General features: G+C 52.4%; 18 protein-coding genes and 2 tRNA genes. 13 read left to right on the top strand and 7 right to left on the bottom strand.

Annotation, left to right across the window (positions count from 1 at the left end):
• Nucleotides 1-9 precede the first annotated feature (9 nt).
• From rplU to GT409_RS02935, 5 genes are all read right to left on the bottom strand, one after another.
• Complete coding sequence (rplU, locus tag GT409_RS02955) at nucleotides 10-327, bottom strand: 50S ribosomal protein L21 (protein ID WP_160626788.1); 318 nt, start codon at nucleotides 325-327, stop codon at nucleotides 10-12.
• A gap of 78 nt (nucleotides 328-405) precedes the next feature.
• A complete protein-coding gene (locus tag GT409_RS02950) occupies nucleotides 406-1,152 on the bottom strand; it encodes a hypothetical protein (protein ID WP_160626786.1) in 747 nt (248 codons plus the stop codon).
• A 10-nt stretch (nucleotides 1,153-1,162) separates the two neighbouring features.
• A complete protein-coding gene (locus tag GT409_RS02945) occupies nucleotides 1,163-1,564 on the bottom strand; it encodes a DUF6941 family protein (protein ID WP_160626784.1) in 402 nt (133 codons plus the stop codon).
• Entirely contained in the window at nucleotides 1,561-2,328 is a 768-nt protein-coding gene (gene budA / locus GT409_RS02940) for an acetolactate decarboxylase (RefSeq protein WP_160626782.1), read from the bottom strand. The genes GT409_RS02945 and budA overlap by 4 nt, the downstream gene beginning before the upstream one ends.
• Nucleotides 2,325-3,305 (bottom strand): aminotransferase class IV, encoded by a 981-nt coding sequence (locus GT409_RS02935; protein WP_160626780.1) that lies wholly within the window; start codon nucleotides 3,303-3,305, stop codon nucleotides 2,325-2,327. Before GT409_RS02935 ends, budA begins: the two co-directional genes overlap by 4 nt.
• Nucleotides 3,306-3,464: 159 nt before the next feature.
• Between GT409_RS02935 and GT409_RS02930 the strand changes: the two genes are divergently transcribed.
• From GT409_RS02930 to GT409_RS02920, 3 genes are all read left to right on the top strand, one after another.
• Nucleotides 3,465-4,718, top strand: a complete 1,254-nt coding sequence (locus GT409_RS02930) for a PAS domain-containing sensor histidine kinase (RefSeq protein WP_160626778.1) — start codon at nucleotides 3,465-3,467, stop codon at nucleotides 4,716-4,718.
• A complete protein-coding gene (locus GT409_RS02925) occupies nucleotides 4,693-5,064 on the top strand; it encodes a hypothetical protein (RefSeq protein ID WP_160626776.1) in 372 nt (123 codons plus the stop codon). The genes GT409_RS02930 and GT409_RS02925 overlap by 26 nt, the downstream gene beginning before the upstream one ends.
• Before the next feature lie 61 nt (nucleotides 5,065-5,125).
• On the top strand, nucleotides 5,126-5,482 hold the full coding sequence (locus GT409_RS02920; protein ID WP_160626775.1) for a hypothetical protein: 357 nt from the start codon (nucleotides 5,126-5,128) through the stop codon (nucleotides 5,480-5,482).
• Between the two features lie 17 nt (nucleotides 5,483-5,499).
• Here GT409_RS02920 and GT409_RS02915 read toward each other — a convergent pair whose 3' ends face one another.
• Nucleotides 5,500-6,369 (bottom strand): polyprenyl synthetase family protein, encoded by an 870-nt coding sequence (locus GT409_RS02915; RefSeq protein ID WP_160626773.1) that lies wholly within the window; start codon nucleotides 6,367-6,369, stop codon nucleotides 5,500-5,502.
• A gap of 159 nt (nucleotides 6,370-6,528) precedes the next feature.
• Between GT409_RS02915 and GT409_RS02910 the strand changes: the two genes are divergently transcribed.
• The 3 genes from GT409_RS02910 (at nucleotide 6,529) to argH (ending at nucleotide 10,215) form a co-directional block, all read left to right on the top strand.
• Nucleotides 6,529-8,250 (top strand): P-loop domain-containing protein, encoded by a 1,722-nt coding sequence (locus GT409_RS02910; protein ID WP_160626771.1) that lies wholly within the window; start codon nucleotides 6,529-6,531, stop codon nucleotides 8,248-8,250.
• 72 nt (nucleotides 8,251-8,322) lie between these two features.
• The gene (dtd, locus tag GT409_RS02905) at nucleotides 8,323-8,772 is read left to right on the top strand and encodes a D-aminoacyl-tRNA deacylase (protein ID WP_160626769.1); all 450 of its coding nucleotides are present in this window, start codon (nucleotides 8,323-8,325) and stop codon (nucleotides 8,770-8,772) included.
• Between the two features lie 84 nt (nucleotides 8,773-8,856).
• Nucleotides 8,857-10,215, top strand: a complete 1,359-nt coding sequence (argH, locus tag GT409_RS02900) for an argininosuccinate lyase (RefSeq protein ID WP_160626767.1) — start codon at nucleotides 8,857-8,859, stop codon at nucleotides 10,213-10,215.
• A 93-nt stretch (nucleotides 10,216-10,308) separates the two neighbouring features.
• Here the strand turns inward: argH and GT409_RS02895 are convergent, their stop codons facing one another.
• Nucleotides 10,309-10,872 carry a peroxiredoxin gene (locus tag GT409_RS02895; protein ID WP_160626765.1) on the bottom strand — a complete coding sequence of 188 codons (564 nt, stop codon included), beginning with the start codon at nucleotides 10,870-10,872 and terminating at the stop codon, nucleotides 10,309-10,311.
• A 350-nt stretch (nucleotides 10,873-11,222) separates the two neighbouring features.
• Here GT409_RS02895 and GT409_RS02890 point away from each other — a divergent pair.
• The 7 genes from GT409_RS02890 (at nucleotide 11,223) to rplK (ending at nucleotide 14,119) form a co-directional block, all read left to right on the top strand.
• Nucleotides 11,223-11,298 (top strand) — tRNA-Thr (locus GT409_RS02890).
• Nucleotides 11,299-11,345: 47 nt separating this feature from the next.
• Nucleotides 11,346-12,548, top strand: coding sequence for an elongation factor Tu (tuf, locus tag GT409_RS02885; RefSeq protein WP_160626763.1), 1,203 nt, complete (start codon nucleotides 11,346-11,348; stop codon nucleotides 12,546-12,548).
• Nucleotides 12,549-12,641: 93 nt separating this feature from the next.
• Nucleotides 12,642-12,794 (top strand): 50S ribosomal protein L33, encoded by a 153-nt coding sequence (gene rpmG / locus GT409_RS02880; RefSeq protein WP_160626761.1) that lies wholly within the window; start codon nucleotides 12,642-12,644, stop codon nucleotides 12,792-12,794.
• 14 nt (nucleotides 12,795-12,808) lie between these two features.
• Nucleotides 12,809-12,884 (top strand) — tRNA-Trp (locus GT409_RS02875).
• 21 nt (nucleotides 12,885-12,905) lie between these two features.
• Nucleotides 12,906-13,109, top strand: coding sequence for a preprotein translocase subunit SecE (gene secE / locus GT409_RS02870; RefSeq protein WP_160626759.1), 204 nt, complete (start codon nucleotides 12,906-12,908; stop codon nucleotides 13,107-13,109).
• Nucleotides 13,110-13,127: 18 nt separating this feature from the next.
• On the top strand, nucleotides 13,128-13,682 hold the full coding sequence (gene nusG, locus GT409_RS02865; protein WP_160626757.1) for a transcription termination/antitermination protein NusG: 555 nt from the start codon (nucleotides 13,128-13,130) through the stop codon (nucleotides 13,680-13,682).
• 14 nt (nucleotides 13,683-13,696) lie between these two features.
• The gene (gene rplK / locus GT409_RS02860) at nucleotides 13,697-14,119 is read left to right on the top strand and encodes a 50S ribosomal protein L11 (RefSeq protein WP_160626755.1); all 423 of its coding nucleotides are present in this window, start codon (nucleotides 13,697-13,699) and stop codon (nucleotides 14,117-14,119) included.
• The last annotated feature ends 2 nt before the right edge of the window (nucleotides 14,120-14,121 follow it).

Below are 14,121 nucleotides of genomic sequence, written 5' to 3'. Positions count from 1 at the left end.
CCTTCGAAATTATGCGCTGATGGTTTCGATTTTCAGCTTGGTGAGTTCCTGGCGATGACCGATTTTTTTACGGTATCCTTTGCGCCGTTTCTTTTTAAAGGCCACGATTTTGTCGCCGCGGTAGTTTTCAATGACCGTTGCGGTGACTTTGGCGCTTTCAACAACCGGAGTTCCGACGGTCAGTTCGTTTCCATCGGAAACGGCCAGAACCTGATCGAATTCCACGGTTTCTCCCGTATCGACGCCCAACAGCTCAACGCTCAGGACCGTATCTTTTTCTACACGGTACTGTTTTCCGCCTGTTTCAATTACAGCATACGCTTCCATAAGAAATTCCTCTTTAAGTCAAAGACGGGAGAAAATAGGACAGCAGGCGAAGGGTGTCAACTATTATAGCGCATCTTTTCAGGGGGTGGTCTTTTCTTTTTTTTCTGCGGTTCCGGCCTGATTGGTCGGGATGGCTTCGGCGCCCCGGGATGGTGAATTGATTTTATGAGCCCCGCGGAAGGGCGGGGAGATCGGATTCGGTGGCGAATAAACAGGGCTGTTCAGGCTTTTTGCGGAAGGAATGCGGAAAATGGGGTAGTCGATTTTCGGGGCCAGTTCAACGGCCACGGTATCGTAATTCTCCGGAGTGATGGTTTTTGTGCCCGGCATTTTCGGGAAGGAATGTGATTGGGTTACTTTTATCCGGGGATAAATTAAAAACAGGTATCGACGGGCTGGAATGCTTTTCGAGCTTCCATAGCCTCCCGGTCGACTGTGGGTCAGAGCTGCCGAGGGGGGGTTCTGACGGGGAACGCTGGATGCGAGATTCCGGTCGCTCAGTTCCGACAGTTTTGAGGCAGAAGACGACTCTTGTTTGTAGGGGCGGGAGGACGTCGTCAATCGTTCTTCCTGAACCTGCCGGGTTTCTTTTTTCTTTTTCCTGGTCAGGGCCCGGTATTCTTTATCCTTTTCCGATTCTTCTTTTGCGGTGAATTCTCTTTTTGTCAGGTATGAGGAGTCCAGTTTGGATGGATCAAGCAGATTGAACACAAACGCCACCACGGCAAGATAGATGAGCATGTTTGTGAGCATCACAAACGCGCATCCAGTCTGGAGCGGGGAAAACTGGTTCTTTTTTTCTTTCTGCTCTTCCGCAATATCCATAGCGGGGTGCTTATTGTTTTGCTGGACGGCGCTCCAGTTGATTTACCCGTAGAGGATAACGGATTTTCATGTCGTCTTCGAGCATGATTTCCACCCAGTAGGTGCCGGTCGTTGGGAATACGATGTTCATGAACACTTCAACGCTGGTGGCTGCCGCTTCGGGAGAGGGCAGTTTGACCTGCACGTCTTTTCCGGTCGCAAGAACCGTTTGCTGGTCCGGATGGATGATGCGTGAGCGCTGCGTGAAAACCCCTTCGCCGCTGCACCATCGGGTGACTAGACACATCTTGGCAAAGGTCATCGGCAGACTTTCGGCGTGAATGGCATCAAACAGGCCGATCAGCATAAACTTTCCATTACGCTCCTGTCGGACATCGTCGCAAATCAGACTGGATTGGAGGTCTGGGATCATTTTTCCACCTTTTCGAGTTCATGTGAACGATCTTTGGATAGGTCAAGCGTTCCGAATTCGTCGCGATCGGTCAATGTTAGAAAAAAATCATTACAGGTATCGGCTTGCAGAATCGCATCGTTCAGGCATAAGCCAAGCACGTGTCCTCCGGTTGTCCGATCTTTTGAGATAAAATGAAGATGATAGCCCGGAACGCCGATTCCTTTTACAAAGGCAGGTGAGCGGAAGCCGAGGACCGTTCCCTGAATATCTTTATATTCAAATACGGCCTGGTGTTTTACCACATCAGCCAGAGGGGGATATGGTTTTTCCTGTTTGGGTACGGATCGCACCTTCATGCTTGAAAATGTTCCGTCAATCCGGAATGCCAGGAACAGGTTGCGGTTCGGTTTCAGTTGATCTATTTTTTCCTGCAGATCTTCTGCGGAAAGCGGGCCGCAGAGCAGCTCGGTATGGTCGGCATCGAAATGGACCACATCGGCAAACGGGGTTGTGGCTTGGTCCGGCATTTCATAAACTGCTCCGTCGGTTCGTGCCTGGTAGACCTTGCCGTCGATTACAATCATTTCGCCTTCCAGTGCGTCAAACGTTCCAATGCCCAGGTCTCCGTGTTCTTTCAGTTCGTCAAGCGTCATCTGGCCGTCGTACGCACCCGCCAGCAGGGCGTCGATTGTGGAGACTTGCATCAGCGTGTTTTTCGGTGCGGTGACGCAGCCGGTAACGAGCAGCAGTACGGCCAATGCGGGAAGCAGGATTCTGTTCATTTAAATATCTCCGTCAGGGTGTCGCTTTGGGGGGTCATGTCATTAGTCAGCAGATTCAGAAGTTTGCCGGCAACAGGGCCGGGCGTTCCGTTATTGACTGGCCGGCCTTCCCACTCAATCACGGAGGTGACGTCTGTGGTGGTGCCGAAAATGAAAATTTCCCTGGCCTGAGCGGCTTGGTTCGGGGAAATGTCCCGGTACTCCGCGCATTTCAGCACGCCACTCGCAACCAGCTGCTGTGCCAGATCCAGGGCGCGCCGGGCGGTGGTGCCGGTGAGGATGTTGACCGGCGGCGGCATCAGCAGTTCGTTGTCCGGTGTTAAGATGCCGATATTTTCGGTGGCGCCTTCACCCAGATTTCCGTTCTGGTCAATGGAGATCACAAAGTCGACCCCTCGGCGGTTGGCTTCGAGTTTCATCAGCGCATTCGGCAGATAGTTGCAGGTTTTAATGGTCGCCAGCTGCGGCGGCTTGATCGGCACGCTGCTGATCGCCGCGCGGGCCGGTTTCAGTTTCCCGTCCTGAATTCGTGCCGTGTAGCGGTAGGCCAGCACATACAGTTCCGGTCCTTTGCACTGTGCGGGGTCAATTCCCATGTTACCGGTGCCGCGCGAAACCAGCACCCGAACCAGACAGTTGTTCTGGTTTCCTGCCAGAATAGTGTCGCAGATAATCTGTTCCAGCTCGTCGTGCGGGCAGGGCAGCTCCATGTCGATTCCCCTGCAGGATCGTTCCAGTCGCAGCAGGTGGGCCTTTACGTTATAAAGGCTTCCGTTGATGCATTTGAGCGACTCAAATACGCCGTCGCCGCGGTGGGCCAGGTGGTCGTCCGCAGGGATCGTCATCAGCGCAGGGTCGGTTGTGATTCCGCCGGTCAGGCTTGAATACATTGCGTAGAGCAGGTCCGACAGGCCGCTGCGCGCGGCGGTCAGCCGCGCAAGCCATTCGTCATTTTCCAGGGTTTGGAACTTTCTCATTGTATTTTTCCAGGCATTGGAAGCCGTTGCGGTCTTTGCCGCGGTTTACGTTAGGATGGCTTCCGGGTGTTGGAAAAATCATACGCTAATGTTTCCAGGCATTGGAAGCCTGTGTTAATTTTGAAAACAGATAGCTTCTATATCTTTGGAGAATTTTCGATGGCGATTGAAACAGAATTTGCTCCGGCAGAACGCGCACCGGGGGAAGAAGTTGAGCGGCAGTACCGCATGCTGGCCGGGCTGCCGTTTGTTCGGGAGTTTCTCGATGCGGTGCCGAATATGACCATCGTGCTGAACGGGCAGCGTCAGATTGTGTTCGCCAACAATGCTTTCCGGACGTTTGCCGGGGTCGTGGATGAGGTGGACGATATGGTCGGGGCGCGTCATGGAGAGGTGCTCGACTGCTCGTTGCTGTCGTTTCTGGGAAAGCGGCCGGGCGAGGCGGCTGGATGCATTCGTTCCGGTCTTACAGATGGAGGTTGTGGCACGACGGTTTTCTGCAGGACCTGTGGTGCTGTCCGGGCGATTCTGAACAGTCAGGGGCATCATTTGCCGGATGTGCAGGAGTGCCGGATGCTTTGCGGGGAGGAAGGCGAGCCGCTCGATTTGCGGGTGTGGTGCCACCCGGTTACAGTTAATGATGAGGTGTTCACGGTGTTCTCCGTGCTGGATATCAGTGATGAGAAGCGCCGCAAGGTGTTGGAACGGATTTTTTTCCATGACGTTCTCAATACAGCCGGTGGTTTGAAGGGATTGGCGGATCTGCTGATCGAGACAGGTCTTTCCCGGACCGAAATGAAGGACATTGCCAGTATGCTTTCCGAGTCTTCACAGCAATTGGTGGAGGAGATACGTGCGCAGCAGATGCTGGTGGCCGCCGAGCACGGTGATCTGGATGTTTCTGTGGAGGAGATTCATTCGCTGGAGATTATGTGCCGGATCATTCGTCAGTTTCATTCGGTCGGCTGTGCAGAGGGCAAGGAACTGATTGTGTCTGCGGACGCAGAGCATTTTGAATTTGTCTCGGATCCGGTGCTGGTTCGACGGGTTTTGATTAATCTGACCCAGAATGCTCTGGAGGCGATCCGGCCTGGCGGAACTGTGACGCTGAACTGCTTTACGAAGGAGGATCGGGTTTGTTTCAGTGTGCACAACTCAGACGTAATTCCCTTGGAAATTCAGCGGCAGCTTTTTACCCGTTCATTTTCCACTAAAGGCATTGGTCGAGGGCTTGGAACTTACAGTATTAAGCTGATTGCTGAGAAATATCTGAAAGGGAAGGTGTCGTTTGTTTCCGACGAAGAGAGCGGCACGCTGTTTACAGTATGTTATCCGCGACGCATTGAAGCGTTCAAAAAGGAAAAGGTTCTGTTTGAGGTGACTGAAGATGTCTGTAGAAATTCTTTGCAGTGAATGCGGTACAGAAGCGTTCCTGACCCGGGAACCGGTTTATGAAGGGCTGAAAAAGATCGGGGAAAAACTGAGCTGTTCTGCCTGTGGATTTGTTTTCCCTTCTCCGGAGTCGGTTCCTTATAAAGAAAAGGAAGCCGTGCCGCAGGTGTTTACCGACGCGGATCGTTCTGAAAAGGTTGAGGTGTTTGAAGACGGCGAAAACAGGCAGTTTTGTCGTTATTGTGCGGAATATGTAGTGAATCCGTTTATGCAGTATTGCTCATTTCATAAAAAAGAGGTTCAGGCTACCGACAGCTGTGCCGATTTTAAACCGGTTAAAGATGCGCCTTCTTCCCCGTTGTTCTGACGTTTGATTTTCAGACTGGAACGATAACTGCTTCTTATATTTGCGAATGTGGGGTGCAGTTATGAATTCAAAACGATTTATATTAATTATTGCTGTTTCTGTTTTCTCAGTTTTGATGATGGGGCGGGTAGGTGGTGCTGATTTGACCAATATCACGCACTTGAAACCGTCAAAAATTATCAAAGTTGAGAAGGTGAAGCGCGTTCCGATTCTGAAAACATTCTTTTCGAAGGATTTTCAAAAGCGGACGGAGTCATTGATTCAGGCTCCGCTTGTATATCTTCAAAACTCAGCCTTGGCAGACTGTTATCGCGAGCAGCCGTTTTTGTTCGGTTTCTTGGCCTTGTTTACCACGGTGTCGCTCGGAGTACTGGCTTTCGTGTTCCACTTGATCCGCAATGATCCGAGGTTTTACTGATTTCTCGTTTCTGAGATTCAGTTGCGGCGCGCAACCATCAGTTGAGCGATCGCATTGAGAATTGCGGCGTGCGGAAGGTTCTCTGCCGCGCTGCAGGCTTTGTGGGTTAATTCATCGGCTTTTATTCGCGTGGCCTCAATTCCGTGAACTGCAGGCCAGGTCATCTTTCCTTTTTCCTTATCAGAGCCGATGTTTTTGCCGAGTTCTTCTTCCGTAGAGCTTTCGTCGAGCAGATCATCAACCAGTTGAAAGGCCAGGCCGATGTTTTCACTGTAGGTTGCCAGATTTTCCAGATAGTGGGAATCTGCTCCGGCGCAGAGCCCTCCCATGACGCAGGCCGCGCGAATCAGTGCTGCTGTTTTGTTGCGGTGAATATATTCCACCATCTCAGCGTTCGGCATTTGTCCTTCGGCGGCGAGATCTTCGGCCTGTCCGGCGATAACGCCGCGGCTTCCGGCCGCGCGGGCAAGCTCGAGTGTTAGCGTGTTTCCGATGTTGGGAACCGTTGCGAGCACCTCGAACGCGAGAGTGAGGAGTGCGTCGCCTGCCAGAATGGCGGTTGCTTCGTCGAACGCGACGTGGCAGGTCGGGCGACCGCGGCGAAGCGTGTCATTGTCCATGGCGGGCAGATCGTCGTGAATCAGGGTGTAGGTGTGGAGCAGTTCGAGCGCACAGGCGGCTTTGATCGCCTGTTGCGGCGTCCCTCCGCACGCTTCGCAAGCGGCGATGCACAGGATGGGGCGCAGTCGTTTCCCTCCCGCGAAAACGCTGTAACGCGTCGCCTGGTGGAGCCGTTCGGGGCGTTCGGTTTCCGGTGGAAGGATGCGTTCAAGTGTTTCGTTGACGGTTTGCGTGTGCAAGGAAATATAGCTTTTTGGATCGGTCATGGTGGGGATCATAATGCGGTGTAAAACACGGGCAAGTCCAAAGAATTTAAACGGTCAGCTAACATAGAATGACTTTGACAATCCGGTAAGTCGGACCCTACTATCTTCACTCTTTTTTGGAAACGCAGGAGCAACACATCAAGACGGGAATCATTTGATATGAAAGATAGAAAAGAATTTTACAATGCCCTCGCTGAAATTGACGGTAAACCGTTTGCCGAATATGAATCTCTGGCAGGGGATTATGATTTTGCTCGCTACGTCATCAAATGTTCGGCGATCAGTACGGACAAAGATGCTGATTTTCCCGTCTTTAATATCCGCGTTCCGCAGTCGATTGCTGAGCTTCCCGGCCATTTGTATGATTCTCCGGTTCGTCGTACGGCCCTTGAAGACATGCTTGCCCGAAACCTTGCTGAAGCTGTCGACCAGATTGCCCGTTTTGATGAAAGCGGCGTCGCCCGCCGTCATATTATGGTGGCTCAGCCGGGACAGAAAATTCTGCCACGCACTTGTGTTGCTGTCACAAAAGAATATGTAGATGCCCGTATCCGCATTTCTCTTCCCTTCAAGGTTATGATGTCCGGCGAACGTCTGGTCGATGGCGAAATGGCCCGTAAGCTTTTCTTCGAAGACCTTCCTGAGGTCATCAGCAACAGTATTTTCTGCTGCAACCTGAACATTGCCGAGGCGGAAAACTTCGTGAACACCATGGAGGATTCCGACCGCGTTCGTCAGGCGCTTGCCACGATGGGGTTGGTCAGTTTTGTTGGCGAAGGTTCCTTCCTGGCCCGCGAGAAAGATTCAGACAATCCTGATTACGACAACATTGCTCCTTTCGAAGTGGAAGGCGATGTACTTGCAGAAGTTGAGGTTCCCAATGCCGGAACCATTCGCGGCCTCGGGGTTCCGGCCGGTTTGACGGTTGTTCTCGGTGATGATGCCGGTGGACGCAAAAGCTTTATGGATGCGCTGGCCGCCGGCGTTTTCAATCACGTCCCTGGCGATGGCCGTGAGCACGTTCTGACGGTTTCCGATGCGGTGCAGATCGACGCCGATCCGGGTCGCAGCATTCAGGAAATCAACATTTCCCCGTTCTTTGCGGAAATCGACGACGCAGATCCTTCTTCTTACAGCACAGATTCTGCCGGCGCTTCTGTTTCTCAGGCTGCCGGGATCATTGAGGCTCTCGAAGTGGGTGCCCGAGTGCTGCTGGTCGATGAAGACACCTCGGCCCCTGCATTCCTCACCACAGATACCCGCGTTGCATCCCTGCTGGGCGAAACCCCGCTTTCCTCCCTCGCACAGCGTGCCCGCCAGATGGTTGATGAGCTGGGTATTTCTTTGGTGGTCGGTGGAGAAAATCTGGTCGCTGAATACATCCCGGTTGCAGACACCGTATTGAAAGTTGAAGACTTCCAGGTCAAAGACATCACGGAAGAGGCCAAAGCGCTCGCCATCGAGCCGCCGCCGGAAGCTCCGGCTGTGAACCTTGGGCCGATGCTCGCACGTTCCCGCTGGATTATGCCCAGCAGTATCGATGCTTCTGTCGGTCGCATTGACCAGCTGATCCAGGCTCTGGATCTCAAGGCGGTCCAGTTCGGCCGCTCCGTGATTGAGTTGGACAGCGTGTCGCAGCTTGCGGATGAGAGTCAGACGCTGACCATCGGTCTGCTTCTCTACTACGCAAAGCTGCGTTACATGCAGGAAGGCTACCCGCTGCGCGAAATGCTCGACATGATCGACCGTGACCTCAGCACCGAAGGCCTCGGGTCCATTTCCCGCGACCTGCGCGGCGACCTGGCCCGCCCGCGTCGTTACGAACTGGCCGCAGCGCTCAATCGCCTGCCGACCTTCCGCGTTTCCCACGCGACCGAATAAGGATTGAACGCCTGAACGTCAGAAGGTCGAAGGTCTGCGGGCTTTCGGCCTTTTGCATTTGTGAGAAGACAGATGAAACTGCTCATCCAGCGTGTAAAATCAGCATCCGTAATTGTCGAAGGAAAAACGGTCGGTGAAATAGGGGGCGGTCTTCTGGTTCTCGTCGGCGTATCGCACGATGACACCGCCTCCGACGCTGCTCATCTTGCGAAAAAAACCGCCAACCTGCGGATTTTTGATGATAATGAGGGCGTCATGAACCGGTCCGTTCTGGATGTCGGCGGCTCTGTTCTGGCGGTCAGTCAGTTTACACTTTACGGCGACTGCAAAAAAGGAAACCGCCCGAGTTATATCAATGCTGCCCGCCCGGAGAGGGGGCGGGAACTTTACGACGAATATGTCAGTCAGCTGCAGGCTTTTATTTCGCAGGTTGAAACCGGCATCTTTCAGGCAGAGATGGAGGTCAGTCTGGTCAATGACGGCCCGGTTACTTTGATCCTCGAAAGCACCGGGCGGAAATAAAATTTCCAATGGTTGGAAAAATCTTCGTGTCTTAAGGGGTAAAATTTCCAATGCTTGGAAATCTGGAAAGGAAAAGGCGGATTTATGAAAACGCAGAAGACAACAGTCGGAACAATTGATGAGGAAGTACTGGCGTTTACGGCCGGGCGGGATGTAGAGCTCGATGTGAACCTGATCCAGGCGGACTGCATCGGAACAGCTGCCCATGTGACGATGCTTTCAAGAATGAAGCCGGCGATTATTACTGCTGATGAGCGCAAGCAGGTGATTGGTGAGCTTAAAAAAATTATAGAGCTGGCTGATGAAGGAAAATTTAAAATCCGTCTGGCCGATCAGGATGTGCATTTGGCCGTTGAGCGTACGCTGACGGAAAAACTGGGTGATCTCGGCAAGAAGATCCATACCTGCCGCAGTCGCAATGATCAGGTGGCGGTGGATCTGCGCCTGTTTGCCCGTGAAGAGCTTCTGGGAGCAATCGAAGAGGCGGTCGCGCTGGCGGCTGCATTGCTGAAGTTCGGGCGGAAGCATCAAAAGGTTCCGATGGTTGGAAGAACGCATATGCAGCCGGGGATGCCGAGTTCGGTCGGGCTGTGGGCGTCGGCGCATGCGGAGAGCCTGCTCGATGACTGTGTGTTGCTGGTAAACGCGTATGAGCTGAATGATCAGTGTCCGTTGGGGTCGGCCGCCAGCTATGGTGTGCCGCTGGAGATTAATCGCGAGCTGACATCAGATCTGCTCGGGTTCCGCTGTCCGGTCCACAACGTACTCTACGCCAATAACAGTCGCGGAAAAAACGAGAGTATTATTCTTTCTGCAATGAGTCAGGTGATGCTGACGCTCTCACGCATGGCGCAGGATCTGATGCTGTTTACCATGCCGGAGTTCGGCTATTTTACGCTGCCCGATGAATTGACAACCGGCAGCAGCATCATGCCGCAGAAGAAGAATCCGGATGTGATTGAGCTCGTTCGTGCGCGCGCGTCCAAAGTTAAGGCCTGTGAGCTGGCAGTGTATGATCTGATCAAGGGATCGCCGACCGGCTACAACCGTGATCTGCAGGACGCCAAGGAGTTTTTCATGGACGGCGTGGCGACGACGCGCGCCTGCCTGCGGGTTCTAAGCCCGTTTATTGAGGCTGTTGAAGTGAATAAACAGGCCCTTATCGATGGGTTCAGGCCGGATGTGTTTGCCACCGATCGGGCGTTGGAACTGGTGGGTGAGGGGATGCCGTTCCGCGATGCGTATCATTATGTGAAGGAAAATATTGGCGAACTCGAGAGTATTGATCCGCGCAAGGCAATCGAGCAGAAGACGCATCTCGGTGCGCCGATGGGAATTGACTGGGCGCTTTTCAAAGAGCGGGTTGCTGCGGTGAACGCTATTGTGCGCGAGCAGCGCAAAATGATCGATCGGACGGTGAATAAGCTTTTTGCTGAAAAGTGATTTTTCCAATGTCTGGAAGTATTGTGGTGCAATGCATGAAAAAGCCCGGTTGCTCGAAAAGCAACCGGGCTTTTTGTTGGGGTCCCCCTGGACTTAAATTTTTCCGACCAGATCCAGTCCGGGTGTGATTGTGTCATCGCCGGGCTTCCAGCCTGCCGGACAGACCTGATCGCCATATTCGCGCACGAATTTAGCAGCTTCGAGTTTGCGCAATGCCTCTGCGGCGCTTCGGCCGATACCGAGATCATGCATTTCGACCGTTTTCAGGATGCTGTCCGGGTCGATAATGAATGTGCCGCGCAGGGCGACTCCGTCGTCCTCCAGATACGTTCCGAATTGTCTGCAGATTTTGCCGGAAGGGTCGGAGCCCATGGGATACTTGACCTGTTTGATGGCGTCAGAGTTGTCGTGCCATGCCTTATGGACAAACGCAGTATCGGTGCTGACTGAAATGATTTCAGCGTCGGCGGCCTGGAACTGATCGTAGAGCTGTGCGGCCTCCTTGAGTTCGGTGGGGCAGACGAAGGTGAAGTCTGCCGGATAGAATAGAAATACAACCCATTTCCCTTTATAGTCAGAGAGTTTTACCTTTTTAATTTCCTCATTATGAAAGACTTCGATCTCGAAGTCAGGAACTTCCTGTCCAATTTGCAGCATGGTGTTTTCTCCTTATGAATTAAGGGTTTGAAATGTGAGTTTTAAGATAATACTTTCGTGCGTATCGGCAATCTTTTTTCGGGTTAATTTTTGCGGAGAAAAGCACGAGGGGGCGAGTGCGGAAAAAGGTGGCAAATATTTGATCCAAAAAAGTTGACACCCGGGCCTTTTTCGCTAAAGTCACCCCCCTTTGTGTGAGATACCAGAGATTGTTTGGTGGGGCGCGCAGGTAAAATTTAGAGAGTTGTGAGGAGTGTAAAAAGTCTGTTTCTTGGATTTCGTTAAAAACGGAGACGGTATTTTTGTGCTCTTTCTTCTTTAGTATTGCGCGAGCCGCAAAGGGATTTGCCGCCCATGTAGCTCAGTTGGTAGAGCGCATCCTTGGTAAGGATGAGGTCAGCGGTTCAAATCCGCTCATGGGCTCCAGTTGGAAATTTGGAATTAGAGTAAGTAAAGGATCAGGAGGAATAGTCATGGCTAAAGATAAATTCGAACGGACAAAACCGCACGTTAACGTCGGTACCATCGGTCACGTTGACCATGGTAAAACCACGCTGACTGCAGCGATTACCTGTGTACAGGGAGCTAAAGGTCTTAGTGAGTACATCGCCTACGATGATGTTGCTAAAGCTTCTGAGTCCCAGGGTCGCCGCGACGCTTCTAAAATTATGACCATTGCTACGTCTCACGTTGAGTATGAGACAGCGAATCGTCACTACGCTCACGTTGACTGCCCGGGCCATGCTGACTACGTTAAAAACATGATTACCGGTGCTGCCCAGATGGACGGTGCTATCCTCTGCGTTTCCGCTTCTGATGGTCCGATGCCGCAGACCCGTGAGCACATCCTGCTCGCTCGTCAGGTCGGTGTGCCGGCTATCGTTGTTTTCATGAACAAATGTGACCTCGTCGACGACGAAGAGCTGCTCGACCTCGTTGAGCTCGAAATTCGCGAGCTGCTTTCCAAATACGAGTTCCCCGGCGACGACGCTCCGGTTGTTCGCGGTTCTGCTCTGCGTGCGATCGAAGATCCGTCCGGACCGGGCGCTGAGTGCATTCAGGAACTGATGGACGCTCTTGACAGCTACATCCAGGAGCCGGAACGTGTTACGGACCAGGCATTCCTGCTTCCGATTGAGGACGTGTTCTCGATTGAAGGTCGCGGTACGGTTGTTACCGGTCGTGTTGAACGTGGTATGATCCACACGGGTGATGAAGTTGAAATCGTTGGTCTGAAACCGACCGCGAAAACCACCTGCACAGGTGTTGAAATGTTCCGCAAGATTCTGGATGAAGGTCAGGCCGGTGACAACGTCGGCTGTCTGCTCCGCGGCACCAAAAAGGAAGAAGTTGAGCGTGGTCAGGTTCTGGCGAAGCCGGGTTCGATCACTCCGCACACGACCTTCAAAGCTGAGGTTTACATCCTGAACAAAGAAGAAGGTGGACGTCATACTCCGTTCTTCAAAGGATACCGCCCGCAGTTCTACTTCCGCACAACGGACGTGACCGGTGACATCACCCTCGCAGAAGGTGTCGAAATGGTGATGCCTGGCGATAACGTCACGATGGATGTTGAGCTGATCACGCCGATCGCTATGGAGCAGCACATGCGCTTCGCGATTCGTGAAGGTGGTCGTACGGTTGGTGCTGGTCGCGTGACCGACGTTGTAAAATAATTCGGAGCACCGACTGACAATCAATGAGGTGGTGTTCCTGTTCAGTCAGGGCATCACTTCGTTAATGAACAGTTGGCAAAAGAGGGCAAGACAATGCCGAGAGATATTATTACATTGGCCTGCACAGAGTGTAAGCGTCGTAACTATACCACGACGAAGAATAAGAAGCTTGCGAAGGGCCGACTTGAGGTGAAGAAGTTCTGCCCCCACGACCGCAGCCACACACTGCACAGAGAAACCAAATAATTTGAAGAAGCAGTAGGCCAGTAGCTCAATTGGCAGAGCACCGGTCTCCAAAACCGGGGGTTAGGGGTTCGACTCCCTTCTGGCCTGCCAGGTTCTTCGGGAACATCCAGCATGAAAAAGATTGTTGAATTGATCAGTGCTCTGAAAACATTTCTGGGCGAGGTGAAAACCGAGCTGAAGAAGTGTACCTGGCCGACCCGATCGGAATTGATGGGTTCAACAATGGTGGTTGTGATTTCTGTGGTGATTCTGGGTGCATTTGTTGGTCTGAGCGACTCGGTGCTGATGGGAATTTTGAGAGCGGTTCTGCGATAAGCGGAGAAAGACCCGAATATGAAAAAGCAGTGGTTTGTTTTACACACGCTCTCAGGGCATGAACAGAAAGTTCAGGGCAATATTGCCAGCCGGGTGCAGCAGGAGGAAATGGAAGAGTATATCGGTGAGATCCTGATTCCGACCGAAAATGTTTCGGAAGTGAAGCAGGGTAAAAAAACCACCGTGAAACGGAAGTTTTTCCCCGGGTACGTGCTGGCGAATGTCGCTCTGTATGACGACAATAAGAATTTAATAGCGGAAACCTGGTCGTTTATTCAGGAAACCCCGAGTGTAATTGGTTTTATCGGAGGCGATGCTCCCGTGCCGTTACGCGATGATGAGGTGGAGAATATTCTGAATCAGGTGGAAGAGAAAAAAGAAAAAGTTACGCCGAAAGTTCAGTTTGATCCGGGCGAAACGGTTAAAATTTCTGACGGACCGTTTGCCAGCTTGGCAGGCATTATCGACGAAGTCGACCCAGCGCGCGGGATGCTCAAAGTGCTGGTTTCTGTATTCGGGCGTGAGACACCGGTGGAACTTGAATATTGGCAGGTGGACAAGGCGTCTTCCTAAAGCGGAGTTTTGTTATGGCAAAAAAAGAAAAGGGATTGATCAAACTGCAGATACCGGCCGGACAGGCCAACCCGGCACCGCCGGTGGGTCCTGCGCTCGGTCAGCATGGCGTGAACATCATGGAGTTCTGCAAGGCGTTCAACGCAGCGACACAGCAGGAAGCTGGAATGATTATTCCGGTGGTGATCACCGTTTATGAGGATCGTTCGTTCTCGTTTGTAACAAAAAGTCCACCGGCATCTGCACTGCTCAAAAAAGCAGCATCGATTGCAAAGGGATCCGGGGTTCCGAACCGTGACAAGGTTGGAAAAGTCACCCGTGCACAGGTGGAAGAGATCGCAAAAACAAAAGAAGCGGACCTGAACGCCAGTGACCTGGATGCGGCTTGCCGTATTATCGAAGGAACCGCTCGCAGTATGGGAATTGAGGTTGAATAGCG

Source organism: Tichowtungia aerotolerans (assembly GCF_009905215.1).
Classification (GTDB): Bacteria; Verrucomicrobiota; Kiritimatiellia; order Kiritimatiellales; family Tichowtungiaceae; genus Tichowtungia; species Tichowtungia aerotolerans.
Note: the sequence above shows the minus strand (reverse complement) of the source record. Positions and strands in the feature narration are given on the sequence as shown.

What these genes read in the sequence shown, in the direction of transcription:
- rplU (WP_160626788.1), bottom strand. Translation starts at nt 327, where the DNA reads ATGGAAGCGTATGCTGTAATTGAAACAGGCGGAAAACAGTACCGTGTA.
- GT409_RS02950 (WP_160626786.1), bottom strand. Translation starts at nt 1,152, where the DNA reads ATGGATATTGCGGAAGAGCAGAAAGAAAAAAAGAACCAGTTTTCCCCG.
- GT409_RS02945 (WP_160626784.1), bottom strand. Translation starts at nt 1,564, where the DNA reads ATGATCCCAGACCTCCAATCCAGTCTGATTTGCGACGATGTCCGACAG.
- budA (WP_160626782.1), bottom strand. Translation starts at nt 2,328, where the DNA reads ATGAACAGAATCCTGCTTCCCGCATTGGCCGTACTGCTGCTCGTTACC.
- GT409_RS02935 (WP_160626780.1), bottom strand. Translation starts at nt 3,305, where the DNA reads ATGAGAAAGTTCCAAACCCTGGAAAATGACGAATGGCTTGCGCGGCTG.
- GT409_RS02930 (WP_160626778.1), top strand. Translation starts at nt 3,465, where the DNA reads ATGGCGATTGAAACAGAATTTGCTCCGGCAGAACGCGCACCGGGGGAA.
- GT409_RS02925 (WP_160626776.1), top strand. Translation starts at nt 4,693, where the DNA reads ATGTCTGTAGAAATTCTTTGCAGTGAATGCGGTACAGAAGCGTTCCTG.
- GT409_RS02920 (WP_160626775.1), top strand. Translation starts at nt 5,126, where the DNA reads ATGAATTCAAAACGATTTATATTAATTATTGCTGTTTCTGTTTTCTCA.
- GT409_RS02915 (WP_160626773.1), bottom strand. Translation starts at nt 6,369, where the DNA reads ATGACCGATCCAAAAAGCTATATTTCCTTGCACACGCAAACCGTCAAC.
- GT409_RS02910 (WP_160626771.1), top strand. Translation starts at nt 6,529, where the DNA reads ATGAAAGATAGAAAAGAATTTTACAATGCCCTCGCTGAAATTGACGGT.
- dtd (WP_160626769.1), top strand. Translation starts at nt 8,323, where the DNA reads ATGAAACTGCTCATCCAGCGTGTAAAATCAGCATCCGTAATTGTCGAA.
- argH (WP_160626767.1), top strand. Translation starts at nt 8,857, where the DNA reads ATGAAAACGCAGAAGACAACAGTCGGAACAATTGATGAGGAAGTACTG.
- GT409_RS02895 (WP_160626765.1), bottom strand. Translation starts at nt 10,872, where the DNA reads ATGCTGCAAATTGGACAGGAAGTTCCTGACTTCGAGATCGAAGTCTTT.
- tuf (WP_160626763.1), top strand. Translation starts at nt 11,346, where the DNA reads ATGGCTAAAGATAAATTCGAACGGACAAAACCGCACGTTAACGTCGGT.
- rpmG (WP_160626761.1), top strand. Translation starts at nt 12,642, where the DNA reads ATGCCGAGAGATATTATTACATTGGCCTGCACAGAGTGTAAGCGTCGT.
- secE (WP_160626759.1), top strand. Translation starts at nt 12,906, where the DNA reads ATGAAAAAGATTGTTGAATTGATCAGTGCTCTGAAAACATTTCTGGGC.
- nusG (WP_160626757.1), top strand. Translation starts at nt 13,128, where the DNA reads ATGAAAAAGCAGTGGTTTGTTTTACACACGCTCTCAGGGCATGAACAG.
- rplK (WP_160626755.1), top strand. Translation starts at nt 13,697, where the DNA reads ATGGCAAAAAAAGAAAAGGGATTGATCAAACTGCAGATACCGGCCGGA.